This window comes from Rhizobium sp. OAE497, from assembly GCF_040546565.1.
In the GTDB taxonomy this organism is placed as follows: domain Bacteria; phylum Pseudomonadota; class Alphaproteobacteria; order Rhizobiales; family Rhizobiaceae; genus Rhizobium.
In genome coordinates this window covers 3,128,453-3,150,123 of the sequence record NZ_JBEPOA010000001.1, presented here as the reverse complement: position 1 = coordinate 3,150,123, position 21,671 = coordinate 3,128,453, and the positions used below count along the sequence as shown (strand labels likewise).

At 62.3% G+C, this 21,671-nt stretch carries 19 protein-coding genes and 1 other RNA gene; 9 read left to right on the top strand and 11 right to left on the bottom strand.

Annotated elements, in window-relative coordinates; genetic code table 11:
- Positions 1-226: 226 nt before the first annotated feature.
- From ABIE40_RS15885 to tkt, 5 genes are all read right to left on the bottom strand, one after another.
- Complete coding sequence (locus ABIE40_RS15885; RefSeq protein ID WP_112719872.1) at positions 227-1,426, bottom strand: phosphoglycerate kinase; 1,200 nt, start codon at positions 1,424-1,426, stop codon at positions 227-229.
- A gap of 70 nt (positions 1,427-1,496) precedes the next feature.
- Entirely contained in the window at positions 1,497-3,365 is a 1,869-nt protein-coding gene (locus ABIE40_RS15880) for a potassium/proton antiporter (RefSeq protein WP_199629048.1), read from the bottom strand.
- A 285-nt stretch (positions 3,366-3,650) separates the two neighbouring features.
- Positions 3,651-4,148, bottom strand: coding sequence for a GNAT family N-acetyltransferase (locus ABIE40_RS15875; RefSeq protein WP_199629049.1), 498 nt, complete (start codon positions 4,146-4,148; stop codon positions 3,651-3,653).
- A gap of 92 nt (positions 4,149-4,240) precedes the next feature.
- Positions 4,241-5,251, bottom strand: coding sequence for a type I glyceraldehyde-3-phosphate dehydrogenase (gap, locus tag ABIE40_RS15870; RefSeq protein WP_112719870.1), 1,011 nt, complete (start codon positions 5,249-5,251; stop codon positions 4,241-4,243).
- Positions 5,252-5,313: 62 nt separating this feature from the next.
- A complete protein-coding gene (gene tkt, locus ABIE40_RS15865; RefSeq protein WP_199629050.1) occupies positions 5,314-7,287 on the bottom strand; it encodes a transketolase in 1,974 nt (657 codons plus the stop codon).
- 341 nt (positions 7,288-7,628) lie between these two features.
- Between tkt and ABIE40_RS15860 the strand changes: the two genes are divergently transcribed.
- The 3 genes from ABIE40_RS15860 (at position 7,629) to ssrS (ending at position 8,514) form a co-directional block, all read left to right on the top strand.
- A complete protein-coding gene (locus ABIE40_RS15860) occupies positions 7,629-7,904 on the top strand; it encodes a DUF4164 domain-containing protein (RefSeq protein ID WP_112719868.1) in 276 nt (91 codons plus the stop codon).
- 13 nt (positions 7,905-7,917) lie between these two features.
- Positions 7,918-8,295 carry a cell division protein ZapA gene (locus tag ABIE40_RS15855; RefSeq protein WP_112719867.1) on the top strand — a complete coding sequence of 126 codons (378 nt, stop codon included), beginning with the start codon at positions 7,918-7,920 and terminating at the stop codon, positions 8,293-8,295.
- A 60-nt stretch (positions 8,296-8,355) separates the two neighbouring features.
- Positions 8,356-8,514, top strand: a non-coding RNA gene (gene ssrS, locus ABIE40_RS15850) — 6S RNA.
- Between the two features lies 1 nt (position 8,515).
- Here ssrS and ABIE40_RS15845 read toward each other — a convergent pair.
- On the bottom strand, positions 8,516-8,752 hold the full coding sequence (locus tag ABIE40_RS15845) for a hypothetical protein (protein WP_199629051.1): 237 nt from the start codon (positions 8,750-8,752) through the stop codon (positions 8,516-8,518).
- 11 nt (positions 8,753-8,763) lie between these two features.
- On the opposite strand from ABIE40_RS15845, the gene ABIE40_RS15840 reads away from it, so the two are divergent.
- Positions 8,764-9,684 (top strand): LysR family transcriptional regulator, encoded by a 921-nt coding sequence (locus tag ABIE40_RS15840; protein ID WP_199629052.1) that lies wholly within the window; start codon positions 8,764-8,766, stop codon positions 9,682-9,684.
- A gap of 4 nt (positions 9,685-9,688) precedes the next feature.
- Here the strand turns inward: ABIE40_RS15840 and ABIE40_RS15835 are convergent, their stop codons facing one another.
- Positions 9,689-10,090 (bottom strand): hypothetical protein, encoded by a 402-nt coding sequence (locus tag ABIE40_RS15835; protein ID WP_112719865.1) that lies wholly within the window; start codon positions 10,088-10,090, stop codon positions 9,689-9,691.
- Positions 10,091-10,368: 278 nt separating this feature from the next.
- Here ABIE40_RS15835 and ABIE40_RS15830 point away from each other — a divergent pair, with 278 nt between their 5' ends.
- A complete protein-coding gene (locus tag ABIE40_RS15830; protein ID WP_130282015.1) occupies positions 10,369-11,565 on the top strand; it encodes an MFS transporter in 1,197 nt (398 codons plus the stop codon).
- A gap of 48 nt (positions 11,566-11,613) precedes the next feature.
- On the opposite strand, the gene ABIE40_RS15825 is transcribed toward ABIE40_RS15830, so the two are convergent.
- The gene (locus tag ABIE40_RS15825) at positions 11,614-11,937 is read right to left on the bottom strand and encodes an ArsR/SmtB family transcription factor (RefSeq protein ID WP_130282013.1); all 324 of its coding nucleotides are present in this window, start codon (positions 11,935-11,937) and stop codon (positions 11,614-11,616) included.
- 54 nt (positions 11,938-11,991) lie between these two features.
- Between ABIE40_RS15825 and ABIE40_RS15820 the strand changes: the two genes are divergently transcribed.
- Positions 11,992-12,486 carry an SRPBCC domain-containing protein gene (locus tag ABIE40_RS15820; RefSeq protein ID WP_199629053.1) on the top strand — a complete coding sequence of 165 codons (495 nt, stop codon included), beginning with the start codon at positions 11,992-11,994 and terminating at the stop codon, positions 12,484-12,486.
- The gene (locus ABIE40_RS15815) at positions 12,483-12,857 is read left to right on the top strand and encodes a VOC family protein (protein WP_112719861.1); all 375 of its coding nucleotides are present in this window, start codon (positions 12,483-12,485) and stop codon (positions 12,855-12,857) included. Before ABIE40_RS15820 ends, ABIE40_RS15815 begins: the two co-directional genes overlap by 4 nt.
- A 7-nt stretch (positions 12,858-12,864) precedes the next feature.
- Here ABIE40_RS15815 and ABIE40_RS15810 read toward each other — a convergent pair whose 3' ends face one another.
- From ABIE40_RS15810 to ABIE40_RS15800, 3 genes are read right to left on the bottom strand one after another with little or no spacing between them, the layout of a single operon-like run.
- Positions 12,865-15,033, bottom strand: coding sequence for a glycosyltransferase family 2 protein (locus tag ABIE40_RS15810; protein ID WP_199629054.1), 2,169 nt, complete (start codon positions 15,031-15,033; stop codon positions 12,865-12,867).
- Positions 15,018-16,304, bottom strand: a complete 1,287-nt coding sequence (locus ABIE40_RS15805; RefSeq protein WP_199629055.1) for a hypothetical protein — start codon at positions 16,302-16,304, stop codon at positions 15,018-15,020. Before ABIE40_RS15805 ends, ABIE40_RS15810 begins: the two co-directional genes overlap by 16 nt.
- A 52-nt stretch (positions 16,305-16,356) precedes the next feature.
- Positions 16,357-17,655 carry an HlyD family secretion protein gene (locus ABIE40_RS15800; RefSeq protein ID WP_246777439.1) on the bottom strand — a complete coding sequence of 433 codons (1,299 nt, stop codon included), beginning with the start codon at positions 17,653-17,655 and terminating at the stop codon, positions 16,357-16,359.
- Between the two features lie 579 nt (positions 17,656-18,234).
- On the opposite strand from ABIE40_RS15800, the gene gnd reads away from it, so the two are divergent.
- Positions 18,235-19,254, top strand: coding sequence for a phosphogluconate dehydrogenase (NAD(+)-dependent, decarboxylating) (gene gnd, locus ABIE40_RS15795; protein ID WP_199629056.1), 1,020 nt, complete (start codon positions 18,235-18,237; stop codon positions 19,252-19,254).
- A gap of 82 nt (positions 19,255-19,336) precedes the next feature.
- A complete protein-coding gene (locus tag ABIE40_RS15790) occupies positions 19,337-21,478 on the top strand; it encodes a mechanosensitive ion channel family protein (protein ID WP_199629057.1) in 2,142 nt (713 codons plus the stop codon).
- The last annotated feature ends 193 nt before the right edge of the window (positions 21,479-21,671 follow it).

Here is a 21,671-nt window from a genome sequence, read left to right as displayed (position 1 = left end):
CCCCAAAGTTTGCGCATTACGCGCCTCAAGGCTCGCTGGCCGTCATTCGCGGATAACAGATGTTTATGGACGGGAGAATGGAAGGCTAAATCATTGAAACGATTGAATTCGTTTCAATCGTTTGAAAGTTTGGGCAATTTTAGTCGCTCTGAGCAAAAGACCGCGGAAGCGATGTGTCTCCGCGGTCCTATCCACATGTAAAAATTGTCAAATCAGCGTTTGCTGATTACTTGCCGGTGAGCACGGCAACGCCCGGAAGCACCTTGCCTTCCATCCATTCAAGGAAGGCGCCGCCTGCCGTCGAGACGTAGCTGAAGTCGTCGGCAACGCCGGCGTGGTTCAGTGCCGAAACGGTGTCGCCACCGCCGGCAACGGAGGTCAGCTTGCCGGCCTTGGTGCGCTCGGCAGCGTATTTCGCAGCCGCCACGGTCGCCTTGTCGAAGGGCTCGATTTCGAAGGCGCCGAGCGGGCCGTTCCAGACCAGCGTCTGGGCGCGTTCGATCCAGGACTTGACGGCTTCGACCGACTTCGGGCCGACGTCGAGAACCATGGCATCGGCCGGGATCGCGTCGATGGCGACGATCTCGTTGGCCGCACCTGCCTTGAATTCGCGGGCGACGACGCCGTCCTCAGGCAGGATGATGGCGCAGCCGGCAGCGGCGGCTTCGATCATGATCTGCTTTGCGGTCTCGGCGAGATCATGTTCGCAGAGCGACTTGCCGACATTGGTACCGCGGGCGGCGATGAAGGTGTTGGCCATGCCGCCGCCGATGACGAGGGCGTCGACCTTCTTCACGAGGTTCATCAACAGGTCGATCTTGGTCGAGACCTTGGCACCGCCGACGATGGCAACGACCGGACGGGCCGGATTGCCGAGGCCCTTTTCAAGCGCTTCCAGCTCGGCCTGCATGGTGCGGCCGGCATAGGCGGGCAGAACCTGGGCGAGGCCCTCGGTCGAGGAATGGGCGCGGTGGGCGGCCGAGAAGGCGTCGTTGACGAAGATGTCGCCGTTGGCGGCGAGCGCCTTGGTGTGATCGGCGTCGTTCTTCTCTTCGCCCTTGTAGAAGCGGGTGTTCTCGAGAAGCAGGATGTCGCCATCCTTCATCTTGGCAACGGCAGCGGCAGCGTCATCGCCGATGGAGTCGGTGGCGGTCGCGACCGGCTTGCCGAGCACCTTGGAAACGTCAGGGGCGATCAGCGACAGCGACAGGTCCGCCGAGGGGCCGTCCTTCGGCCGGCCGAAATGGGCGAGCAGGATGACCTTTGCACCCTTTTCGGAAAGTTCGAGGATCGTCGGAGCCACACGCTCGATACGGGTCGCGTCGGTGACCTTGCCGTCCTTGACGGGAACGTTGAGGTCGACGCGGACGAGGACGCGCTTGCCGGCAATGCCGTTGAGGTCGTCGAGGGTCTTGAAAGCTGGCATGGGACTATCCGTTCGTTAGTGCCTTGGAAGGTGGCCGACCATAGCAAGGTCGCCCCGCGACGCAAGGTGTTCAGCCGTGCTTTTCGCGTGCGTTTTCGTCGCTGTCGGCGGTGGATCCGCCATGCGCGGCAACGGCCATGTGACGGCCCTTCAGCCGGTCGCGAACACGCTGGATGATATCGCGCATATTGATGAAGATCGGCAGGGTGATCGCCGGTTCGACGGCTTCCAGCGACATGCCGACCGAGCTGATGTGGTCCTGGTCGTCGAGGTCGCGAACGATGAGGATGATCGAGCCGAGACGGACGCGATCGGCATAATCCGCCTTGCCGCCGAGACGCTGCCGCATCAGCTCGGCGATCGTCAGACCCTTCTCGGATTCGTTCAACAGGCCGGGCCCGTAGGCGGCGTCGAGATCGGCGGCCGGGCGCACCGGGGAGAGCGCGAAGGCGCCGAAGAAATCGGCATCGTCCTCGTCGACCGGCGCCTTGCTGGCGAAGAGACGGTCGAGCAGGCGGGCGTAGCTCGGCACGATGAAGAGATAGACGAGGTCATTCTCGCGCAGGCGCCCCGCATATTGATAGCGCAGCGACTTGCCGTCGCGGATGACGAGCGAGGGCGTTGCCCAGCGCGGGATGCGCTCGCCGCGCAGAACCGGGCTGTCCTTGATGACGCGGTAGGCGAGCAGCTCGTGGTTTGCAGAGCCTGGAAGGTCGATCTCGACCTTGTCGACGGCGCCCATGCGCGGGGGAATGATGAGACCGAGTTTCTTGGCCACCGGCTTGATCGTCCAGCCCTGCACGAGCAGCGAGACGAGCACGATGATGAAGGCGACGTTGAAATAGACATGGCCATTCGGCAGGCCGCCGAGGATCGGCATGATGGCGAGCAGGATCGAGACGGCGCCGCGCAGGCCGACCCAAGCGACGAAGCCGATCTCCTGCTGCGTGTAGTCGAAGGGCAGCAGCGACAGCCAGATCGCCAGCGGGCGGGCGATGAAGATCAGGAACAGTGCGAGCGCCACTGCAGGCAGGATGATGGCCGGAAACTGCGAGGGGGTGGCCAGCAGGCCGAGCACCAGGAACATGATGATCTGCGCCAGCCAGGTCATGCCGTCCTGAAAGCGCTTGATGGCGGCAAGGCCCGGAAGCTTGCGGTTACCGGCATAGATGCCGGCGACATAGACGGCGAGGAAGCCGCTGCCGCCGACGGCGCCGGTGAAGGCAAAGACCAGCATGGCGAGACCGAGGACGAAGATCGGGGTGAGGCCACGGTCGGTGTCGAGGCGGCTCACCACCTGGGCGATCATCATGCCGCCGAGCATGCCGAGAATGACGCCGAGCCCCATTTCCTCGATGAAGAGGGCGAGCATGGAGAGGTTGATACCGGAATAGCCTTCGCCGCTGGCCAGCAGCTCGACGAGGACGATGGTCAGGAAGATCGCCATCGGGTCGTTGGTGCCGGATTCGACTTCGAGCGTCGAGCGTACCTTGTCGCGGATATTGATGCCGCCGATGCGCAAGAGGAAGAAGACGGCGGCGGCATCGGTCGAGGCGACGATCGAGCCGAGCAGCATGCCTTCCAGCCAGCTGAAGTTCAGCAGCCAGGTGGCGGCAAAGCCGACGAGTGCGGCGGTCATCAGGACGCCGACGGAGGCCAGCGTCAGCGACGGGATGGCGGCGAGCTTGAAGGCCTGGATCGGCGTGCCGAACCCGGAATCGAAGAGAATGACGGCGAGCGCGATGGAGCCGAGGATATAGGCGAGATAGTTGTTGCTGAACTCAATGCCGAGGCCATCGACGCCGGCGAGCAGGCCGATCGCCAGGAAGAGCAGCAGCAGGGGTGCGCCGAAACGGAAGGCGAGCAGGCTTGAGAAGGCCGCAAGAAGCACCAGCGCCGTCGAAACCAGCACGACGATATAGAATGCTTCCACGTCCATCCCCTTTCACATCCGAGCTGCGATCCGCCCCCGGAAATCGCAGCCATCTCTCAAACCTCGTCCGTTGCTTGCCTTCAGCCAGTAAACGGCAAAACAGGCCGGAAGGGTAGGCCTTGCGGCTTAACCTTGCTTACCTGCGGCGTCATGCTGCTGAACGATGAACCGGACGGATCACCGCGCTGAATGCTACGGGAGAGATTCTCTATAAAGAATGTATAGGCAAATCGGGCGAGAGCAGGGCAGCAGCAAATAAGCTTGCCGTTTTTGTCAAAGAAGTGCGGGCACTTACGCTGAGGCGACCCGATAGCGCTTGTTGATGCGGTCGACTGGCGTCCCATCGCGCAGCGGCACATCCTTCGTGGTGCTGTAGGTCTCGAAGCCCATCTTGCCGTAATAGGCGAGGCCGCCGCTATTGTCGGCGCGGATCGTCGCGTTGATGAACTCTATATCGAGCGACCGGGCTGCCGTAAGCGTTGCCGCAAACAGCGCGGTGCCGACGCCGGGGATCTTGGGGCGGATGCGGGAAAACGTGCCGATGTCGGCCCATCCCTCGGGGAGGTCTCCGTAGCGGCTGATCTCCTGGAAACCGGCAAGGCGGCCGTCAGCTTCGGCGACATGGCAGGCAAAGACGGATGGTCCGTCGATGAACCATTCCCTGAATTCTGCGGGCGAAAGGGCAACCTCCATGGCGGTCGTGCCGCCAGCGGCGATGATCTCGTTGAGGAGCGCGGTGAGTTCTTCGGCGTCTGCCGCGCGTGCTTTTCGAATTCCGAGATCCACCATGATGCCGTTCTCCCCTTTTCGGCCGTCATTTAAAACAGAACGGCCCGGTTTCCCGGGCCGTTCTCTCGATCTGCTTTTCGCGAAAGCGAAGCTTAGATGAGCTTGGCGAAGGCGACTGCGGTGTCCGACATGCGGCTCGAGAAGCCCCATTCGTTGTCGTACCAGGACAGAACGCGCACGAAGTTGCCTTCCATGACCTTGGTCTGGTCGGTCGCGAAGATCGACGAGTGGCTGTCATGGTTGAAGTCGCGGGAAACCAGCGGCTCGTCGGTGTAGCCGAGGATGCCCTTCAGCTTGCCGTTCGACGCAGCCTTGATGGCTTCGTTGATTTCGCCGACGGTCGTTGCCTTCTTGGAAACGAACTTGAAGTCGACGACCGAGACGTTCGGGGTCGGGACGCGGATCGACGTGCCGTCGAGCTTGCCCTTGAGGTGCGGCATGACGAGGCCGACGGCCTTGGCAGCGCCCGTGGACGTCGGGATCATGGACAGGGCTGCAGCGCGGGCGCGGTAGAGGTCCTTGTGCATGGTGTCGAGCGTCGGCTGGTCACCCGTGTAGGAGTGGATGGTCGTCATGAAGCCGTGGTCGATACCGACGGCGTCGTCGAGAACCTTCACGACCGGCACGAGGCAGTTCGTCGTGCAGGAAGCGTTGGAGATGACCAGGTGTTCCTTGGTCAGCTGGTCGTGGTTGACGCCGAAGACGACGGTCAGGTCGGCACCGTCGGCAGGAGCCGAAACGATGACGCGCTTGGCGCCGGCCGTCAGGTGGGCGGCGGCCTTGTCGCGGGCGGTGAAGATGCCGGTGCATTCCATCGCGATGTCGACGCCGAGTTCCTTGTGCGGCAGCTGTGCCGGATCACGAACGGCGGTCACCTTGATCGGCTTGCCGCCGCCAACGGTGATGGTGTCGCCTTCGACCTTCACTTCGGCCGGGAACTTGCCGTGGATGGAATCGTAGCGCAGCAGGTGAGCGTTGGTCTCGACCGGGCCGAGGTCGTTGATCGCGACGACTTCGATGTCGGTGCGGCCGGATTCGACGATAGCGCGGAGAACGTTGCGGCCGATGCGGCCGAAGCCGTTGATGGCAACCTTTACAGTCATGTGCATTCACTCCCTAGACATGGGGCTTGCGGATGAGGTGGAGGAGCGCTTGCGCGCTCCCCTTAAAGCTTGGCTTCTGCAGCAGCGACGACGGCGTCGGCCGTGATGCCGAAATGCTTGAAGACGTCCTTGGCCGGGCCGGAAGCGCCGAAGCTCTTCATGCCGACGAAGGTGCCTTCCGGACCGATGAACGCATCCCAGCCTTCGCGGACGGCGGCTTCGACGGCGATCTTGACCGGCGAGTTGCCGAGCACTTCCTTGCGGTATGCGTCCGGCTGCTCGAAGAACAGCTCGGTGCAGGGGACCGAAACGACGCGGACGGATACGCCCTTGGCTTCCAGCGTGGCGCGAGCAGCAACGGCGAGCTCGACTTCAGAGCCCGATGCGAAGATCGTGACCTTGGCGTCGGCCTTGCCGGCCAGCGTGTAGGCGCCCTTGGTCGTCAGGTTCTCTTCCGAATATTCGGTACGAACCGTCGTCAGGTTCTGACGGGTCAGCGCCAGAGCGGTCGGGCGGTTCTTCGTCTTCAGCGCGATCTGCCAGGCTTCCGCCGTCTCGGTGACGTCTGCCGGACGGAAGACCAGCAGGTTCGGTACGGCGCGCAGGCTCGGGACCTGTTCGACCGGCTGATGGGTCGGGCCGTCTTCGCCGACGCCGATCGAGTCATGCGTCAGAACGTGGACGACACGGATGCCCATCAGGGCGGCGAGGCGGATCGGCGGACGGCAATAGTCCGAGAAGATCATGAAGCCGCCGCCGTAGGGGATCAGACCGCCGTGCAGGGCGATACCGTTCATGGCAGAGGCCATGCCGTGCTCGCGGATGCCCCAGTGCATGTAGCGGCCGGCGAAATCCGTCGGGGTGATCGAGACCATCTGGCTGGTCTTGGTGTTGTTCGAAGGCGTCAGGTCGGCGGAGCCGCCGAGCGTTTCCGGCAGCAGGCCGTTGATGACTTCGAGCACGTCCTCGGAAGCCTTGCGGGTGGCGACGGTCGGCTTGGTCTCAACGATCTTCTTCTTCAGGTCGCTGATCGCAGCGTCGAAGCCTTCCGGCAGGTCGCCGGCGAAGCGGCGGCTGAACTCGGCCTTGTGGGCCGACTTAGCGAGGCCAGCTTCCCAGGACTTGACCAGATCGACCGAGCGGGCACCGGCAGTGCGCCATGCGTCGAGAACGTCAGACGGAATGACGAAGGGTTCGGCTTCCCAGTTCAGTGCCTTGCGGGTAGCAGCGATTTCTTCGGCGCCGAGCGGCGAACCGTGAACCTTGTGGCTGCCGGCCTTGTTCGGAGCGCCGAAGCCGATGACGGTCTTGCAGGCGATGAAGGTCGGGCGGTCGGACTTGTGGGCTTCTTCGATCGCAGCGGCGATCGCAGCCTGGTCGTGACCGTCGACTTCGATGGTGTTCCAGTGAACCGCCTTGAAGCGCATGATCTGGTCGGTCGAGTCCGACAGCGAAACGGCGCCGTCGATGGTGATCGAGTTGTTGTCCCAGAAGAGGATCAGCTTGTTCAGCTTCAGGTGACCGGCAAGAGCGATCGCCTCATGGCTGATGCCTTCCATCAGGCAGCCGTCGCCGTTGATGACGTAGGTGTAGTGATCCTGCAGGTCGGAACCGAATTCCTCGCGCAGCTTGCGCTCGGCGATCGCCATGCCGACGGCGTTGGCAATGCCCTGGCCGAGCGGACCGGTGGTCGTTTCGATGCCGGTTGCGTGGCCGTATTCCGGGTGACCGGCGGTCTTGGAGCTGAGCTGGCGGAACTGCTTCAGGTCCTCGATCGACATGTCCGGATAGCCGGTCAAATAGAGGAGCGAGTAGAGGAGCATCGAGCCGTGGCCGGCGGAGAGGACGAAACGGTCGCGGTTCGGCCAATGCGGCTTCTTCGGGTCGAAGCGGAGATACTTGCTGAAGAGGACAGTGGCGACATCAGCCATGCCCATCGGCATACCCGGATGGCCGGAATTGGCCTTTTCGACTGCATCCATGGCGAGGAAGCGGATCGCATTTGCCATCCGGTCGTGTTGTTCAGGAGAGGTCATGGCTATTCCACGGGTTCCGGGTGTCGGGGGATGGCCTCGAGCCTTCTGAAGACCATCGATGAGAGCGGGGTGACACATAGCAGTTGGAACGGCCAAGTCAATAAATTGCGGGCTGAATCCGGGCCAGGTGCGACGATTTTTAACATTTGACCATCAAATTTTACAAAAGACCAATCCGTTGGGAAGACTGCTTCAATTTCGGTCATCCACAGAATAGGCCGTGTATCCCCATATCCCGTTTATTGACGGGCAGTTGGCTAGCTGCATATCCTCTTGAAAACACTGACCCGGCACCCTTTGCCGATTCGCCAGGTCTTCTGCGGGAACACCGGACTTAAGACATGACGCCCACAGGCACTGCCATGGAAACCGCGCTGAGCGAGCTCAAACAGGCCATCTCCGGCCTGGAGAATGCCGTCGACATGCGCATCGAACGCCAGCGAGAGCAGGGCGACATCGAGAGCGAAGTGCGCCGGGTTCATGCCGACCGTTCGAAGCTGGCGCAGGAGCTGGATCAGGCGGAATTCCGTGCGAACCGCCTGGAAGAGGTCAACCGCGAGGTCTCCCGCCGTCTGGTAACGGCGATGGAAACCATCCGCGCGGTTCTGGACCGATAAAGGAAGCAGCGATATGGCGCAGGTGACGGTAACGATCGACGGCAAGGCCTATCGCATGGCCTGCGAGGAAGGCCAGGAAGGCCACCTGACGGATCTCGCCAACCGCTTCGACGGCTATGTCGGCCACCTCAAGGGGCAGTTCGGCGAAATCGGCGATCTCCGGATCACGGTCATGGCCGGTATCATGGTGATGGACGAGATTGCCGAGCTGACGCGCAGGGTGGCGGGTCTCGAGGCCGAGCTCGAAGGTCTGCGCAGCAATCGCGACACCGTGGTTGCTGCGACGGCGCGCACCGAGGAAACGCTGGCGCAGGCGCTCGGCGAGGTGACGAACCACATCCGCATCATCACCGAAAAGCTCAACAACCGGGCACCGGCCGAGCTGAATTAATTCGCCGGGACAGCACGCGCTGCCACTGGCGCAGTCCTCAGAACGTCCTTATATATTGCCTGCGATCTGCGCCTCTCGACAGGAACCACAATCCCTGGGGCCATACTCGATCCAAAGGGAGCTGTCCCTGACCAGGCCCGTGGGCTTGGACATATGGCGCCCACCTACGTTTGTAGGCACCCAGGATCGTAAACATCCATCGGTTGCCGCGGATCGCACTTCATTTTCCGGCGTGTGGCGAGGCATCGCCGATGCCGATGTCTTCCTTCAAGTGATTGCTCAGTCCCAGCGCCTTTTGCGGTGCCGGCACCTGTTTGCCTGCGGGTGCACATGCGGCGATGGCGGATTTGATCCAGGCATTCAGAATATTCATCGATAGCGTCATGGTTTTCTCCCATGAGGCCAGTTTATGCAGGCGTCCTGTCTGCGTATAATGAAACTCGCTCTGATCTTTCATGAGAAATTTTCATGTCAAACCGGCCGCTGCCACCGCTATCGAGACTGCAGGCCTTCTGCGCCATCGCCGAAACCGGCGGCTTCGGGCGGGCGGCTGAAAGGCTGGGGCTGACGCAAACCGCGGTCAGCCACCAGATCGCCCAACTTGAGGGATGGCTCGGCGAGCGGCTTTTCGAGCGCGGACGGCGCGGTGCGCGGTTGTCTCCGGCGGGGTTGAAGCTGCACCCGGATATTGCTGCGGCGCTGCAGAGCCTTGAGACGTCCTTACATCAAGCGCGGGCGGCAAGTGCCAGTCCGTCGCTTGCCATTGTGACGACACCGGAATTTTCCAGCCAGTGGCTGGCGCCGCGGCTCGAGAGCTTCTGCCGCCGCTATCCGAAGATCGAGGTGCAGATCGCGGTCAGCTACAAGCGGCCGGATTTTGCCAATGCCGATCTGGCGGTCTGGCTTGGCCGCGGTGGGCCGGAAGTGGTGACAGAGCCGTTGCTGCTCGACGACGAATTCGTGGTCTGCGCCCCCGAAGTCTCCGCCCGGCTTCCGAAGAGAGGCGCGATCCGCGCGGCGCCGCTGCTTGTCTATCGCGGCATGCGCCATACCGTGCTCGACTGGCAGCTCTGGTTCGAGCAGATTGGCGGCGATCCCGACGCGCCGGAGCTCGCCGGCTACGACATCACTGAAGCGGTTCGTGAGGCGAAGGTCTTCGATACGTTCGAGGAGATGCTGGAGGCATGCGAGCGCGGGGAGGGCTTTGCGCTGGTGCGCAGTTCGCTTGCCGGTGCGGGTCTCGCTTCAGGCACTCTGAAGCGCTGCTTCATCGAGCAACAGCCGGCGGCGTTGAACTATTCGATGCTTTACCCGGCGGGAGCGCTGGAGAAATCCTCCGTCGCGCTGTTCCGCCAGTGGCTGCTTGAAGAGACCGCTTCCGCCGGCTGACGGTCTATTCGGCGGCTGCCAGATAAACCGTGTTCTGCGAGGCTGAAGCGAGCGCCTGGACGCGGGCCTCGGCCTTGGCGATCAGCTGGTAGAACTCTTCCTGGGCATCGACATCCAGCTGGATGACGGCATTCACGTCATCCGGGGTGTCGCAGATGCAGGCAACGGCCGAGATCGGGCAGATGCCGCCGGGATAGCGCTTTCCGGTGCCGGTATAGGCGCGGCGGCCCCAGCGTTCGGAATAGACGGTCTCTTCGCGGTCGAGATGCAGGATGGTGCCCTTGCACTCGGTCACGATCGCCGCCTTGCCATAGGCGAACCAGTGATAGTTCAGTTTGCGCAGGATATATTTTCCGGTGATGTCTTCGCCGGCCAATTCCGCAGGGTCTTGAATCATTCGGATCATCAACGGGTCCTCGAAAGTGTATGCAATATCCGTTATGTATCTCTGCGCCGCAAGTCGGAAAATGCCTGCCTTTGCAACGGTTTAGTCACAATGTGTTTCCGATTCTTACAAACTGCGCATTCTTGATAGCTGCGAATTAATGCCGTTTGATGAATTGAATTCACAAGTGTTGGGCGCTGCCGCCCGATTATGCCGGGCGCTGCCATCATCCATATGGAGATCCGAACAAGAAAGGCTGCCCGTTATATGCGGGCGCCACAGCTATCGGATCTCTCATCATGCCCCTTGCTCTTTTTGCGCTCACGGTCGCGGCCTATGCGATCGGAACAACGGAATTCGTGATCGTCGGCCTGCTGCCGACCGTTGCGCAGGACCTTCACATCACCCTGCCGCTCGCCGGCTTGATCGTCAGCGTCTATGCGCTCGGCGTGACCTTCGGTGCGCCCATTCTGACGGCGCTGACCGGGCGTATCGAGCGCAAGCCGCTGCTGCTCGGCCTGATGGCGCTCTTCATCGTCGGTAACACGCTGGCGGCGCTCAGCCCCGGCTACGCGCCGCTGCTCGTCGCCCGCGTGCTCTCTGCCTTTGCCCATGGCGTGTTCTTCTCGGTGGGCTCGACCATCGCTGCCGATCTCGTGCCGGAGAACCGCCGTGCATCGGCAATCGCCATGATGTTCATGGGCCTGACGGTAGCGATCGTCACGGGCGTTCCGCTCGGCACCTTCATCGGCCAGACCTTCGGCTGGCGCGCCACCTTTGCTGCCGTCGCCGGTCTCGGCATCATCGCCTTTGCCGCGATCGCCGTTCTCCTGCCGTCAACGCTCAGCAAGGCCGAACCGGCGACGCTGCGCCAACAGGCCGGCGTGCTTGGTAGTGGTAGATTGCTGATCGTCTTTGCCATGACGGCGCTCGGCTATGGCGGCACCTTCGTTGCCTTCACCTTCCTCGCCTCGATCCTGCAGGAAGTCACGGGCTTCTCGGCCTCCGCCGTCAGCCTCATCCTGGTGCTCTATGGTCTAGCGATCGCGGCCGGCAATATTGTCGGCGGCCGGATTGCCAATCGCGATCCGGTGGCGGCGCTGACCTGGCTGTTCGTGGCGCAGGCTGCCGTGCTCCTGCTCTTCAGCTTCACGGCTGTGTCGCCCTGGCTGACGATCCCGACGCTTGCTGCCCTCGGCTTCCTGTCCTTCGCCAATGTTCCCGGCCTGCAGCTCTATGTCGTCCAGCTCGCCAAGCAGGTTCGCCCGGCCGCCGTCGACGTCGCTTCGGCCATGAACATCGCGGCCTTCAATCTCGGTATCGCCCTTGGTGCCTGGATCGGCGGTCTGGTCGTCGAGTCTCGCCTTGGCCTGCAGGCAACGCCGTGGGTCGGCGCGATCCTGGTTGCCGGTGCGTTGCTCCTGACGCTGCGGAGCGCCGCTCTCGATCGCCGCGAGGCGCAACCGGTTGCGGAGCCGCTGCGGAAGGCAGCGTGATCTGCGAGAAATGGAATGATGAGACGGGCGCTTCGGCGCCCGTTTTCGTTAGTCCTCGAGATCGGTCCTGAGGCGATCGATGATCGAGAGCGAGTGGCCAGCATAGGCGCTGATCCAGCGGTCGTAGATCTGCTTGATCGGCAGGCTATTGAGATGGTTCCAGCGCTCGCGGCCTTCTTTCTTGGCCATAACCAGATCGGCCTCTTCCAGAACCTTCAGGTGCTGCATCACGGTGCAGCGGTCCATTTCCGGAAAGCTCTCGCAGAGCATGCCCGTCGTACGCGGGCCATCCTTCAGCAGATCCAGGATCTCGCGGCGGCGATGATGGGCAAGGGCCTTGAAAACCGGGTCGTTTTGCGATTCGCTTGACATGTTATATTTTTATAACATAATGACTCCATTGGCAATGAGAGAGGAGTAAGTGTCATGTCCCTCGCAATTCGTGTCGGTGGCCGCGTTGGCCGCCCTGCGGCTGAGGTGTTCGATGCCGTCGTCAATCCCAAGAAGCTTTCGAGCTACTTCACGACGGTTGGTGGAGCGAGCGCGCCGCTGGTGAAGGGTACGACGGTGACCTGGTGGAAGGATGCGCCCGTCGAGGTCATCGATCTCGTGCAGGACGAGCTGATCGTGTTGCGCTGGGACGGCGGCACCGATGCCGACAATGTCCGCTACAAGACGACCGTCGAAATGAAGTTCGATGCGCTCGACGATGGCGGCACGATGGTGACGATTTCCGAGAACGGCTGGCGGGAGGACGATCCAGGCCGGCGCGGCACCTATCTCAACTGTGAAGGCTGGAGCAACATGCTCTGCTGCATGAAGGCCTTCGTCGAATACGGTATCAACCTGCGCGACGGCATGTTCCTCAGCGAGATGCGAGGCGTGCCGGCCGAAGCCCCGGATTATGAGAAGCTGTCATGAGCGAGCTTTTGTATGGAGGCGTGGATGTCGCCATGAAGGTACCGACGCATCAATATGCCGAGGTGCTGGATTTCTACCGCGATGTCGTGAAGCTGAAGGAGATCGGCAATGACGGCACGCGCGGCTTCGAGCTCGGGCCGATCCGGCTCTGGATCGACGAGGCGCCTGGAATGAGCCAGGCCGAAGTCTGGCTGGAGCTTTTCACGCCGGATTTCGACAAGGCTGCCGATCACCTGCAGCGGTCCGGCATCCGGCGGTGCGACGCGATCGAGCCGCTCGGCGAGAGCTTCCGTGGCGGCTGGATCCTCAACCCCGCGAACATCGTTCACATGGTTCGCGAGGAGAGCACCTGGGAGCCGCCGGCTGCCTGACGGGCGACTATTCGGCGGCCGGTGGCATGAGCCCGCGGGCGGGTGCAGGCAGCGCCTTCGCGCCGCCGGCAATCACGCCGCCCGGTGACGGTCTCCAGCGCGAACGGCGAACGGCAACCGTATTGGCTGCCGTTCGCGTCTTTCCGGCATAGGCCGATGGCTTCTGGAACATCCGGTTGAACAGGGCGCCCATGGCGGCCAGCGGATAGGCGCGGCCGGGCATCGCCTCCGGCATCTCGCTATAGAGCCGCTGGATCATCTTGCGCCGCACGATCGCCGGATGCGCGTGGATTTCCTCGCTCTCGCGCCGTTCCTTCACCGCAACGATCGAGACGGTAAAGACCGAGCGGTTCTGATCGACGCGCTCGATGCGGCCTGCGACATCGAAGCCCGGGAAGGGCGAGAACAGCAGCAGGTCGCCGATGCGGCTGCCGGCGGTCATCCGCTTCTGCTGCAGGCTGATCTCGGCCTGCGTCAGCGACAGCGTATCGACGGTGCAGGGGAACGCCTGGCCGTTGCAGGTCATCGCCGTCTTGCGGCCGAGCGGGAAGCGGATGGCATCCAGCGGCTCGCGCGGCAGCTCGATGCAGACGAGCATCGAGACGAAGGCATAGACCATGACCACCATGCCCCACGCGACGCTGAAGCTGTCCAGGCCGCTGTAATTGCTGAGCAGCGGGCCGTTCAGCATACCGGTGAAGGTCAGGATGATGATCAGCGCGAAGGTGGTGGCGATCGGATAGAGGATATCGACACGGGTACGGTCCTCGCCCTTGGCGGTCACCTTGAAAGGCCGCCCGAAGGGATGGGCGATCGCGTGGCATATGGCGATGGTGATCGGGATCGCTGAGACCATCTGCGAGACCTCGGTGAACAGCGGCAGGCTGCGCCAGCCGGAGACCCAGGCGTGGAAGGTCCACATGGCGCCGACCATCGGCAGCGCGTAAAGGAAGAAGGCTTCGGGTTCCATCAGGATGGCGGGCAGGCCGAGGAAGTAGAAGAGGATCGGCGCCGCCATCAAGAGCAGCATGAATGGCCGGCAGAACCAGAAGAGCAGGCCGTGGAAATAATGCAGCCGTTGCATCGCCGTGTAGCCGCGGCCGAAGAACGGGCCGTCGCGCAGCAGCGCCACTTGAATGGTGCCGAGGCACCAGCGGCAGCGCTGGGTGATGTAGCCGGAAAGGCTTTCCGCCGAGAGCCCGACGCTGAGGCGCTCGTTCAGCCAGCGGGTTCGCAGGCCCTTCTGCATCAGGCGGTAGGTGAGGTGGATGTCCTCGGTCACCGTCTCCTCCGGCATGCCGCCGATCAGCTCCAGCGCATCGCGGCGCACGACGCAGGAGGTGCCGACGCAGAAGGCCGCACCCCAGCCGTCCTTCGACGGCTGCATGACGTCGAAGAAGATACGCTGGTCATCGACCCAGGCCTTGGATGCCAGGAGGTTATGCTGCACCGGATCGGCATTGTAATAGAATTGCGGAGTCTGGATCAGGCCGATTTCGGGATCGACGAACTGGCCGATGATGCGTTTCAGGATGGCGCGCTGTGGCGCAAAGTCGGCATCGAGGATCAGGATGAAGGGGGCGTCGGTGATCTGCTTCGACCAGCGGATGGCATTGTTGATATTGCCGCCCTTGGCGCCCTTGTTGTCGTCGCGCGTCAGATAGCGGACACCGAGCTCGGCGCAGTAATCGCGCAGCCACTGGCGGCGGCCGTCGTCGAGAATCCAGATGGTGAAGTTGCCGTAGTCGATCGCCTTGGCGGCGAGGATCGTGCGCTCCAGAATGGTGACGTCCTCATTATAAGTGCAGATGAAGATATCGACGGCCGGCGGCTTTTCCATTGCCGAGATCATCGCCTCGCTGGCGTCGGCAGCACCGGTATGATCGGTGCGGCGGAAGAAGAAGACGATCGACAGCAGCGTATAGAGGATGACGACCGCCTCGAAGGCGAGGTAGATGCGTGGCCAGAGCGCATAGGCGCTCCAGTCGAAATCCGGCAGCGTCGTCGTCACGCGGAAATAGACGTAGTTTGCCAGCATCAGGATCAGGATGGTGCCGAAGAGCACGCGGTCCTTGCCCTTGCGGCTGTCGAGCAGCAGGGCACAGCAGAGGATCAGCGCCAGCGTGATCAGTGAGAACAGGATGGCATCCGAAAGCGTGACTACTTCTGGGGACATGGCTTTTCCTCGTTCTTTGCCGCAAAGGAATCTGCACTGAAGGGATTGATGCCGAGCGCCGCGAGCACGGCCCATCCTGTCGCCCCGACATGGGGCAGTCGGTAGTATTTGAAGTCGCCGGGCTCGGAATTCGGCCCGACCTGCAGCCCGGTCGTCAGCTGTTCGTCCACGGTGGCGTAGATCAGTTTCTCCGGCGAGATCTGCGTCGATATCGTCTGGAACAGCGGTTCGGCCTTCTGCGGTTCGCCGACCACCTGATAGACGAGGGCGGCCTGCGCCGTTCCCTCGAGCCAGATGCCGTCGCGGTCGTTGTTGAAGTCGAAGCCGCCGGGGACGCCGTGATTGGCTTCTGTCCACTCGAGCACCTGCGGCGCCTTGGCTTTGAAGTCCTCGACGGCGATCAGCGGCCAGAGTTCGGCGTCGAGACCGGACATGTTGACGTTGGGTGCATTGCTGTCAGGAACGCTGCCGATATAAAAGCGGCCCTCCGCCTTGTTCCACATGGCGTCGAGGAAGTCCTTGGCGCTCTCGCCGTCATGTTCCCAGTCGCCGGCCTCGTCGATCGTCGCCAGCCAGTGGTCGGCGGCATAGATGTCGAGATTGTGCTCCGTCGATTTCCAGGTCATGCGGTCGGGCGTCGGCTCGTGGCCGAAGAAGCCGCCGAAATAGCCGGGGTTCTTGGGGTCGGCGGTCGAGCGGTGGATGAAGTCCATGATCTTGCGGGCACCGTCGAGATAGGCGGTCTGGCCGGTCTCTGAATAGGCGGCGAGCAGGCCGAGCGCGCCCCAGGCGATGCTGCCGGTGGCGCTGCCGACCTGATAGCCGTCCTCGATCCAGGAATTGCTGGCCGTGCTCCAGTAGCCGGGAAGCAGCATGCCTTCCTTGCCGGGGATCACCGGTCCGGAGCGGTAGGCGTTGCGCAGCCGTCCGTCATGGTAGTGGCGGTCGGTCTCCAGCGCCAGAACCAGCGCATCGGCGACGCGCTTGGCTTCCCTGGCGCGGCCGCAGCCATAAAGCGCCATCATCGCCAGTGCGTTGTCATAGGTGAAGCCGGTATTGTCGAGCGCCGGGTGCAGTTTCGATCCGCCATTGGCGGGTTCGAAGCTGCGGAACACGAAGGCCTGTTCGGGTTCGCCGGTCATCAGCGCGGCAAGGCCATCGCAGAGGGTGCAGGCGAGTTCGGCGCGTTTGGCGTCTGCCATGGCCGCAGTGCTGAAGGCAGGTGCCGCGATAGCGAGCACCGCCGCAATCATGAGTGTACGCAAAACCATATCCAGGTCTTCCCTGTTATCGCGGTCGATAAAGTGAAGCGAAAGTGCTCAGTTATTGCTGGAGGCTCGCCAATCTGTGGCCCTTGTCAAAAAGCGCCGACGCGGAGAGCAGGCCGTCCGCCGCTGCCAATTTGTCGACGGCCATTTTCGAGTAGCGGGTAAGGCGCGCGACGACGGTCTCTCCAAGCGAGACAATCACGTCCTCACCGACATGGCATCCAAAGAACTTGTCGTTGTTGGGCTGTCCGGCAGCGGTCAGTTCGACGGGATCGTCGTCGACCTTGACGAGGACATAGACCTCGTCGCCTTCGGCCTTCGGGAACTTGGCGAAGTAGCGGTTCTGCTGGCCGCTGTCGAAATAGCGGACGATCTTGTAGACATGCCCGCTTTTCTTGACGCCGAGCGAGCGGAAATTGACCATGGCGGGCGTGCCGATATCCAGCGAGGAGACATCCCGGCTGCGATAGACGGCAGCGGCAAATGCCTCGTTGCAATCGAGAGACTTGGCGACCGCCTGGCCCTGCATGACGAAATCGCCGAAGGAGGCGTCGACGCTGACGACCTGGCCGTGATGATCGGCGACGACTTCGGCCGCACCCGACTTGCCGAGCCGGCCTTCCTCGCGGTTGATCAGCTTTTCGACCTGCGCCTTGCGCTCGGTCATCTGGTTGATCTCGATATTGTCCTCGGCGATATCGCCGGCGAGCTTGGTGCGCTGCATCTCCAGCGTCAGCAGGTTGGCGGCGACCGTGCCCCCAGTGTAGATGTCACGGCTGACGAGCGACTGGACGATCTCGTTGCGCTTCAGCTCGCCACGGGCGGCATCGAGCTCCCCCTGGGCGGCATTGCGCTTCTGGCGCTGTGGCTCGACGCTGGCCTCGGAGGTCAGCCCCTTCTTCAGCATTGTGGTGGCGCGCTGCAGCAGCGCATCCTGCTCGGCGAGCCGCGCTTCGTAAATCTCGACATTCGACTGGGCGTTGCCGATCACGGCGCCGAGCTCGCTCAGGACGCCGTCCTTCACGTCGGCGATCTGCGCCTTGACCTTGCTCAGCTGGTCGTTGCGCTCGGCGACGACATTGATCGTGTTGTTGAGCTTCTCCGTCAGGTCGAGCTTCTCGAGCCGGAGGCCGGTCAGCGATGTCTGGTCCTGGTTCGGATTGGAAACGGTGGCGGTGACATCGCCGAGATTGACCACCTGGCCGACCTGCAGGTCGATCTTGTCGACGCGGCCATAGATCGGTGAGGCGATCATCTGCACAGGGGCGTTGATCACAGCTTTCGGCGAGACGACGAAGAACTGGTTTGGCACCATCGACATGCCGATGGTGAAGAGCAGCAAGAACGCGAACAAATACCCTGCAATCCGCGAAGCGGACAGTATTCGTACGTCTTTTGGATGAATGTTTATTGGTGTGGCCTTCATATTCTTCAATCCTGAACTGACAAATCATAGATCGAAATTGAAGGGCACTTCCCCCGTCGTTTTTTTATTTAGTTGTTAATGAAAAAGTACCATCCGACCTCCAGCAAGGCAACTGCTTCTCAAGTGCAAAATTTTGCAGGACAGTGTTGTGACAAAGATGGTCTCCAAGTTAAGAATATGAAAAGAAACGAATTAATCGGCTTTATTTCCGGCATAGAAAATTTTCGTGACTGTAGGAATTGACCGTTTGAAAGCATCCGGCGGTAACTGCCAGACCTCCAGATGCAACTGCCGAATGCCTTCTGCGGCCCGCCGGGGCAGCGGCTTTTACTGAGTTTTTCACTCCGATTTTAGCACCGGCTACATCTCCTGAGCGAAATGCGGGCCATGCCCCGCGACCGAACGAAGCATTTGCATCTCCTGAATGTGACAGAGACTTCGCTTGCCTGCTGCGGCGTGAGTGCTAGTTTCCGGAATCATATCGATTAGATTCCAGGAGAATGTGTGATGCAGCTTGGCATGGTTGGTTTGGGCCGTATGGGCAGCTACATGGTCCAGCGCTTGATGCGGGATGGCCATGAATGCGTGGTCTATGATGCGAAAGCGGAAAGCGTTGCCGACCTTACGGGCAAGGGCGCCGTCGGCAGCAGCTCGCTCGAAGAATTCGTTTCGAAGCTGTCGCGGCCGCGTGCCATCTGGCTGATGCTGCCTGCCGCTATCACCGACAAGGTGATCGCCCAGCTCGTGCCGCTGCTGCACGACGACGACATCATCATCGACGGCGGCAATTCCTATTACCACGACGATATCCGCCGCGGCGCCGAGCTGATCACCAAGGGTATCCATTATGTCGATGTCGGCACCAGCGGTGGGGTGTTCGGCCTCGAGCGCGGCTATTGCCTGATGATCGGTGGCGAGAAGGGTATCGTCCAGTCGCTGTCGCCGATCTTCGCTTCGCTGGCACCTGGGGTTGGCGACGTGAAGCCGTCGGAAAACCGTACCGCAGCCGAGCACAGCACGGCCGAGCAGGGCTACCTGCATTGCGGCCCGCATGGCGCCGGCCACTTCGTCAAGATGGTCCATAACGGCATCGAATACGGCCTGATGGCCGCCTATGCCGAAGGCTTCAACATCCTGAAGAACGCCAATATCGGCGCTGCCACCCATGAGGCGGATGCCGAAACCGCGCCGCTCGCCCATCCGGAATATTACCGCTACGACTTCAATCTGCAGGACGTCGCGGAAGTCTGGCGCCGCGGCAGCGTCATCACCTCCTGGCTGCTCGATCTGACGTCGGATGCGCTGCATGCCGATCCGGCGCTCGCCAAATATGCCGGCCGCGTCTCGGATTCCGGCGAAGGCCGCTGGACGATCATGGCGGCGATCGACGAAAGCGTGCCGACGCCGGTGCTGAGCGCCGCGCTTTACGGCCGCTTCTCCTCGCGCGATCAGGACGAGTTCGCCAACAAGGTGCTCTCGGCGATGCGCGCCGGCTTCGGCGGTCACGTCGAAAAGCCGAAGGGCTGATAGGCCCATACTCTCGTTTAAGAGCCCGCGCTTTCCAGGCGCGGGCTTTTTCGTGCCCATTGCCTAAAGCATTGCACACGATATGGTTGACATCAGTCATACCGGAGGGCGTCGGGTGTTTGGTTCAAGGTTCGTCAGACTGCTGTTTTGGCTCGCGCTTCTGACGCTCGGGCCAATCGCCACTCAGGCCCAAAGCCCCGCGCAGCCGCCAGCCGCCACCACCCCTATGCCGCCGGACAAGGTGCGGCAGATGATGGAGCTGATGCAGGCGCCCGAAGTGCAGAACTGGATGGCGTCACAGATGAAGACGGCACCGGCGGGCACGGCTGCGGCAGACGACGGGCAGATGTCGGTTCTCTCGGGCCTGCTCGGCCATGCGCGCCGCCATGTCGAGATGGTCTCGCATGCGGCGATGGAGCTGCCGGCGGAAATCGAAACGGCCGATGGCATCGTCGATCGCGAGGTCGAGCCGGCCGGCGCCGGTTGGGTCGTCGTCGAGGTGCTCACGCTGCTTCTCGCCGGTACGCTTGCCGAACTGCTGTTCCGGGCGGTGACGCCGCGGCCGCGGGTGCGCCGGGCCGATACGGAAGAACCGGCGGCGCTGCATCATGCGGGCGCCAATATTTTCTACCGGGTCATTCCGGCGATCGTCTTTGCCATCGCAACGATGATCCCGCTGCTCGCCTTCAACTGGCCGCCGGTCAGCCAGTCGATGGCGATCGCCGTTGCCGTCGCGCTGATCGCGGCGCGGTTCACCATCTCGATCGGCCGTATGCTGGTCGTCTTGGTGACGCTGGCGCGGGCCGATGGCGAGCGGGATGTCTCGCGGGCGAAGGCGCTGTTCTGGTTCCGCCGCGCTGCCGTGTTCGGCATCTATTTCGCCTTCGGCTGGGCCGTCATTCAGGTGATGGAGCCGCTCGGCTTCTCGCCGGGCTCGCGCTATTTCGTCGCCTATATCCTCGGCATCGGCCTGTTCCTGATCGCGGTCGAAGCGGTCTGGTCGCGCCCGTCCGATGGATCCCGCCACAGCACGGCGGTGGCATGGGCTCTGACGATCTATTTCCTGGCGCTCTGGGTTCTCTGGGTAACCGGGTTCAATTGGCTGCTCTGGCTCGGCATCTACGCGTTGCTGCTGCCGAAGGTGCTTTCAGTTGCGACCGCTGCCGTGCGCGCGCTGCACCAGGCCGAGGCCGGGTTCCTTGCCAATCGCCGCATCGCCACCGTGCTGCTCGATCGCGGCGTGCGTGCGTTGATCATTGCCGCGGCGGCGATCTGGATCGGCAAGGTCATGGGCGTCGGCGCCGATACGATGGCGGCCGGCGAAACGATGACCGATCGCATCGCCCGCGGCGTCATCGGCGGCATCGTCGTGCTGCTCGCTGCCGATCTGCTTTGGCATTTGGTCAAGGCGTATATCGACGGCAAACTTCTCGATCAGCCGCTGGACGGCGCTGCATCGGATGAGGAGAAGGCCAGACGCGCACGTCTGCAGACGCTACTGCCGATCTTCCGCAACATCATCGCGGTCGTCATTGCCGTCATCGCCATCCTGATGGTGCTGTCGGGGCTTGGTATCGAGATCGCGCCGTTGATTGCCGGTGCCGGTGTCGTCGGCGTCGCCGTCGGCTTCGGGGCGCAGACGATCGTCAAGGATGTCATCAGCGGCATGTTCTATCTGTGGGACGATGCCTTCCGCGTCGGCGAATATATCGAGAGCGGCAGCCACAAGGGCGTCGTCGAGGCCTTCAGCCTGCGCTCGGTGAAGCTGCGCCATCATCGCGGGCCGCTGACCACCGTGCCCTTCGGCGAACTCGGCGCCGTCAAGAACCTCAACCGCGATTGGACGATCGACAAGATCAGCCTGAACGTCACCTATGACACCGACCTGGTGAAGGCCAAGAAGGTGATCAAGCAAATCGGCCAGTCGCTGCTCGAAAACCCGGAATTCGGGCCGCATATCATCGAGACCCTGAAGATGAAGGGCGTCGAGCAGTTCGGCGAGTTCGCGATCGAAATCCGGCTTTCGATGATGACGAAGCCCGGCGAACAGTTCGTCATCCGCCGCAATGCGCTGGCGATGATCCGCAACGCCTTCAAGGAAAACGGCATCGAATTCGCCGTTCCGACCGTGCAGGTGGCGGGCGAGGGGCGCGATCCGGAAGCGATGGCCGCCGCCGCACGCTATGCGGCGCAGGCCCGCGCCGGAGGCGAGCCGGCTGCCTGAGCGGCCGCCGGGGTGCGACGGAATGTTACAAAAACGCAATGCCGCCTTGCGTTTGGCGGCGCTAATTTTGCCCCAATTCAAGCCGATGAGGCGCGCTCGGCGGCGGTTGGGTAGAGCTTGCGGGGGCTGATAGAGCTTGCCTGCAGCATATGCTAGTGCTTTGCCGAACGATTCACGCCACGCTGGCGATCGG

Excerpts from the sequence above, each read along its gene's own strand:
- ABIE40_RS15885 (WP_112719872.1), bottom strand. The coding sequence starts at position 1,426 with ATGCCAGCTTTCAAGACCCTCGACGACCTCAACGGCATTGCCGGCAAG.
- ABIE40_RS15880 (WP_199629048.1), bottom strand. The coding sequence starts at position 3,365 with ATGGACGTGGAAGCATTCTATATCGTCGTGCTGGTTTCGACGGCGCTG.
- ABIE40_RS15875 (WP_199629049.1), bottom strand. The coding sequence starts at position 4,148 with ATGGTGGATCTCGGAATTCGAAAAGCACGCGCGGCAGACGCCGAAGAA.
- gap (WP_112719870.1), bottom strand. The coding sequence starts at position 5,251 with ATGACTGTAAAGGTTGCCATCAACGGCTTCGGCCGCATCGGCCGCAAC.
- tkt (WP_199629050.1), bottom strand. The coding sequence starts at position 7,287 with ATGACCTCTCCTGAACAACACGACCGGATGGCAAATGCGATCCGCTTC.
- ABIE40_RS15860 (WP_112719868.1), top strand. The coding sequence starts at position 7,629 with ATGACGCCCACAGGCACTGCCATGGAAACCGCGCTGAGCGAGCTCAAA.
- ABIE40_RS15855 (WP_112719867.1), top strand. The coding sequence starts at position 7,918 with ATGGCGCAGGTGACGGTAACGATCGACGGCAAGGCCTATCGCATGGCC.
- ABIE40_RS15845 (WP_199629051.1), bottom strand. The coding sequence starts at position 8,752 with ATGAAAGATCAGAGCGAGTTTCATTATACGCAGACAGGACGCCTGCAT.
- ABIE40_RS15840 (WP_199629052.1), top strand. The coding sequence starts at position 8,764 with ATGTCAAACCGGCCGCTGCCACCGCTATCGAGACTGCAGGCCTTCTGC.
- ABIE40_RS15835 (WP_112719865.1), bottom strand. The coding sequence starts at position 10,090 with ATGATCCGAATGATTCAAGACCCTGCGGAATTGGCCGGCGAAGACATC.
- ABIE40_RS15830 (WP_130282015.1), top strand. The coding sequence starts at position 10,369 with ATGCCCCTTGCTCTTTTTGCGCTCACGGTCGCGGCCTATGCGATCGGA.
- ABIE40_RS15825 (WP_130282013.1), bottom strand. The coding sequence starts at position 11,937 with ATGTCAAGCGAATCGCAAAACGACCCGGTTTTCAAGGCCCTTGCCCAT.
- ABIE40_RS15820 (WP_199629053.1), top strand. The coding sequence starts at position 11,992 with ATGTCCCTCGCAATTCGTGTCGGTGGCCGCGTTGGCCGCCCTGCGGCT.
- ABIE40_RS15815 (WP_112719861.1), top strand. The coding sequence starts at position 12,483 with ATGAGCGAGCTTTTGTATGGAGGCGTGGATGTCGCCATGAAGGTACCG.
- ABIE40_RS15810 (WP_199629054.1), bottom strand. The coding sequence starts at position 15,033 with ATGTCCCCAGAAGTAGTCACGCTTTCGGATGCCATCCTGTTCTCACTG.
- ABIE40_RS15805 (WP_199629055.1), bottom strand. The coding sequence starts at position 16,304 with ATGGTTTTGCGTACACTCATGATTGCGGCGGTGCTCGCTATCGCGGCA.
- gnd (WP_199629056.1), top strand. The coding sequence starts at position 18,235 with ATGCAGCTTGGCATGGTTGGTTTGGGCCGTATGGGCAGCTACATGGTC.
- ABIE40_RS15790 (WP_199629057.1), top strand. The coding sequence starts at position 19,337 with ATGGTTGACATCAGTCATACCGGAGGGCGTCGGGTGTTTGGTTCAAGG.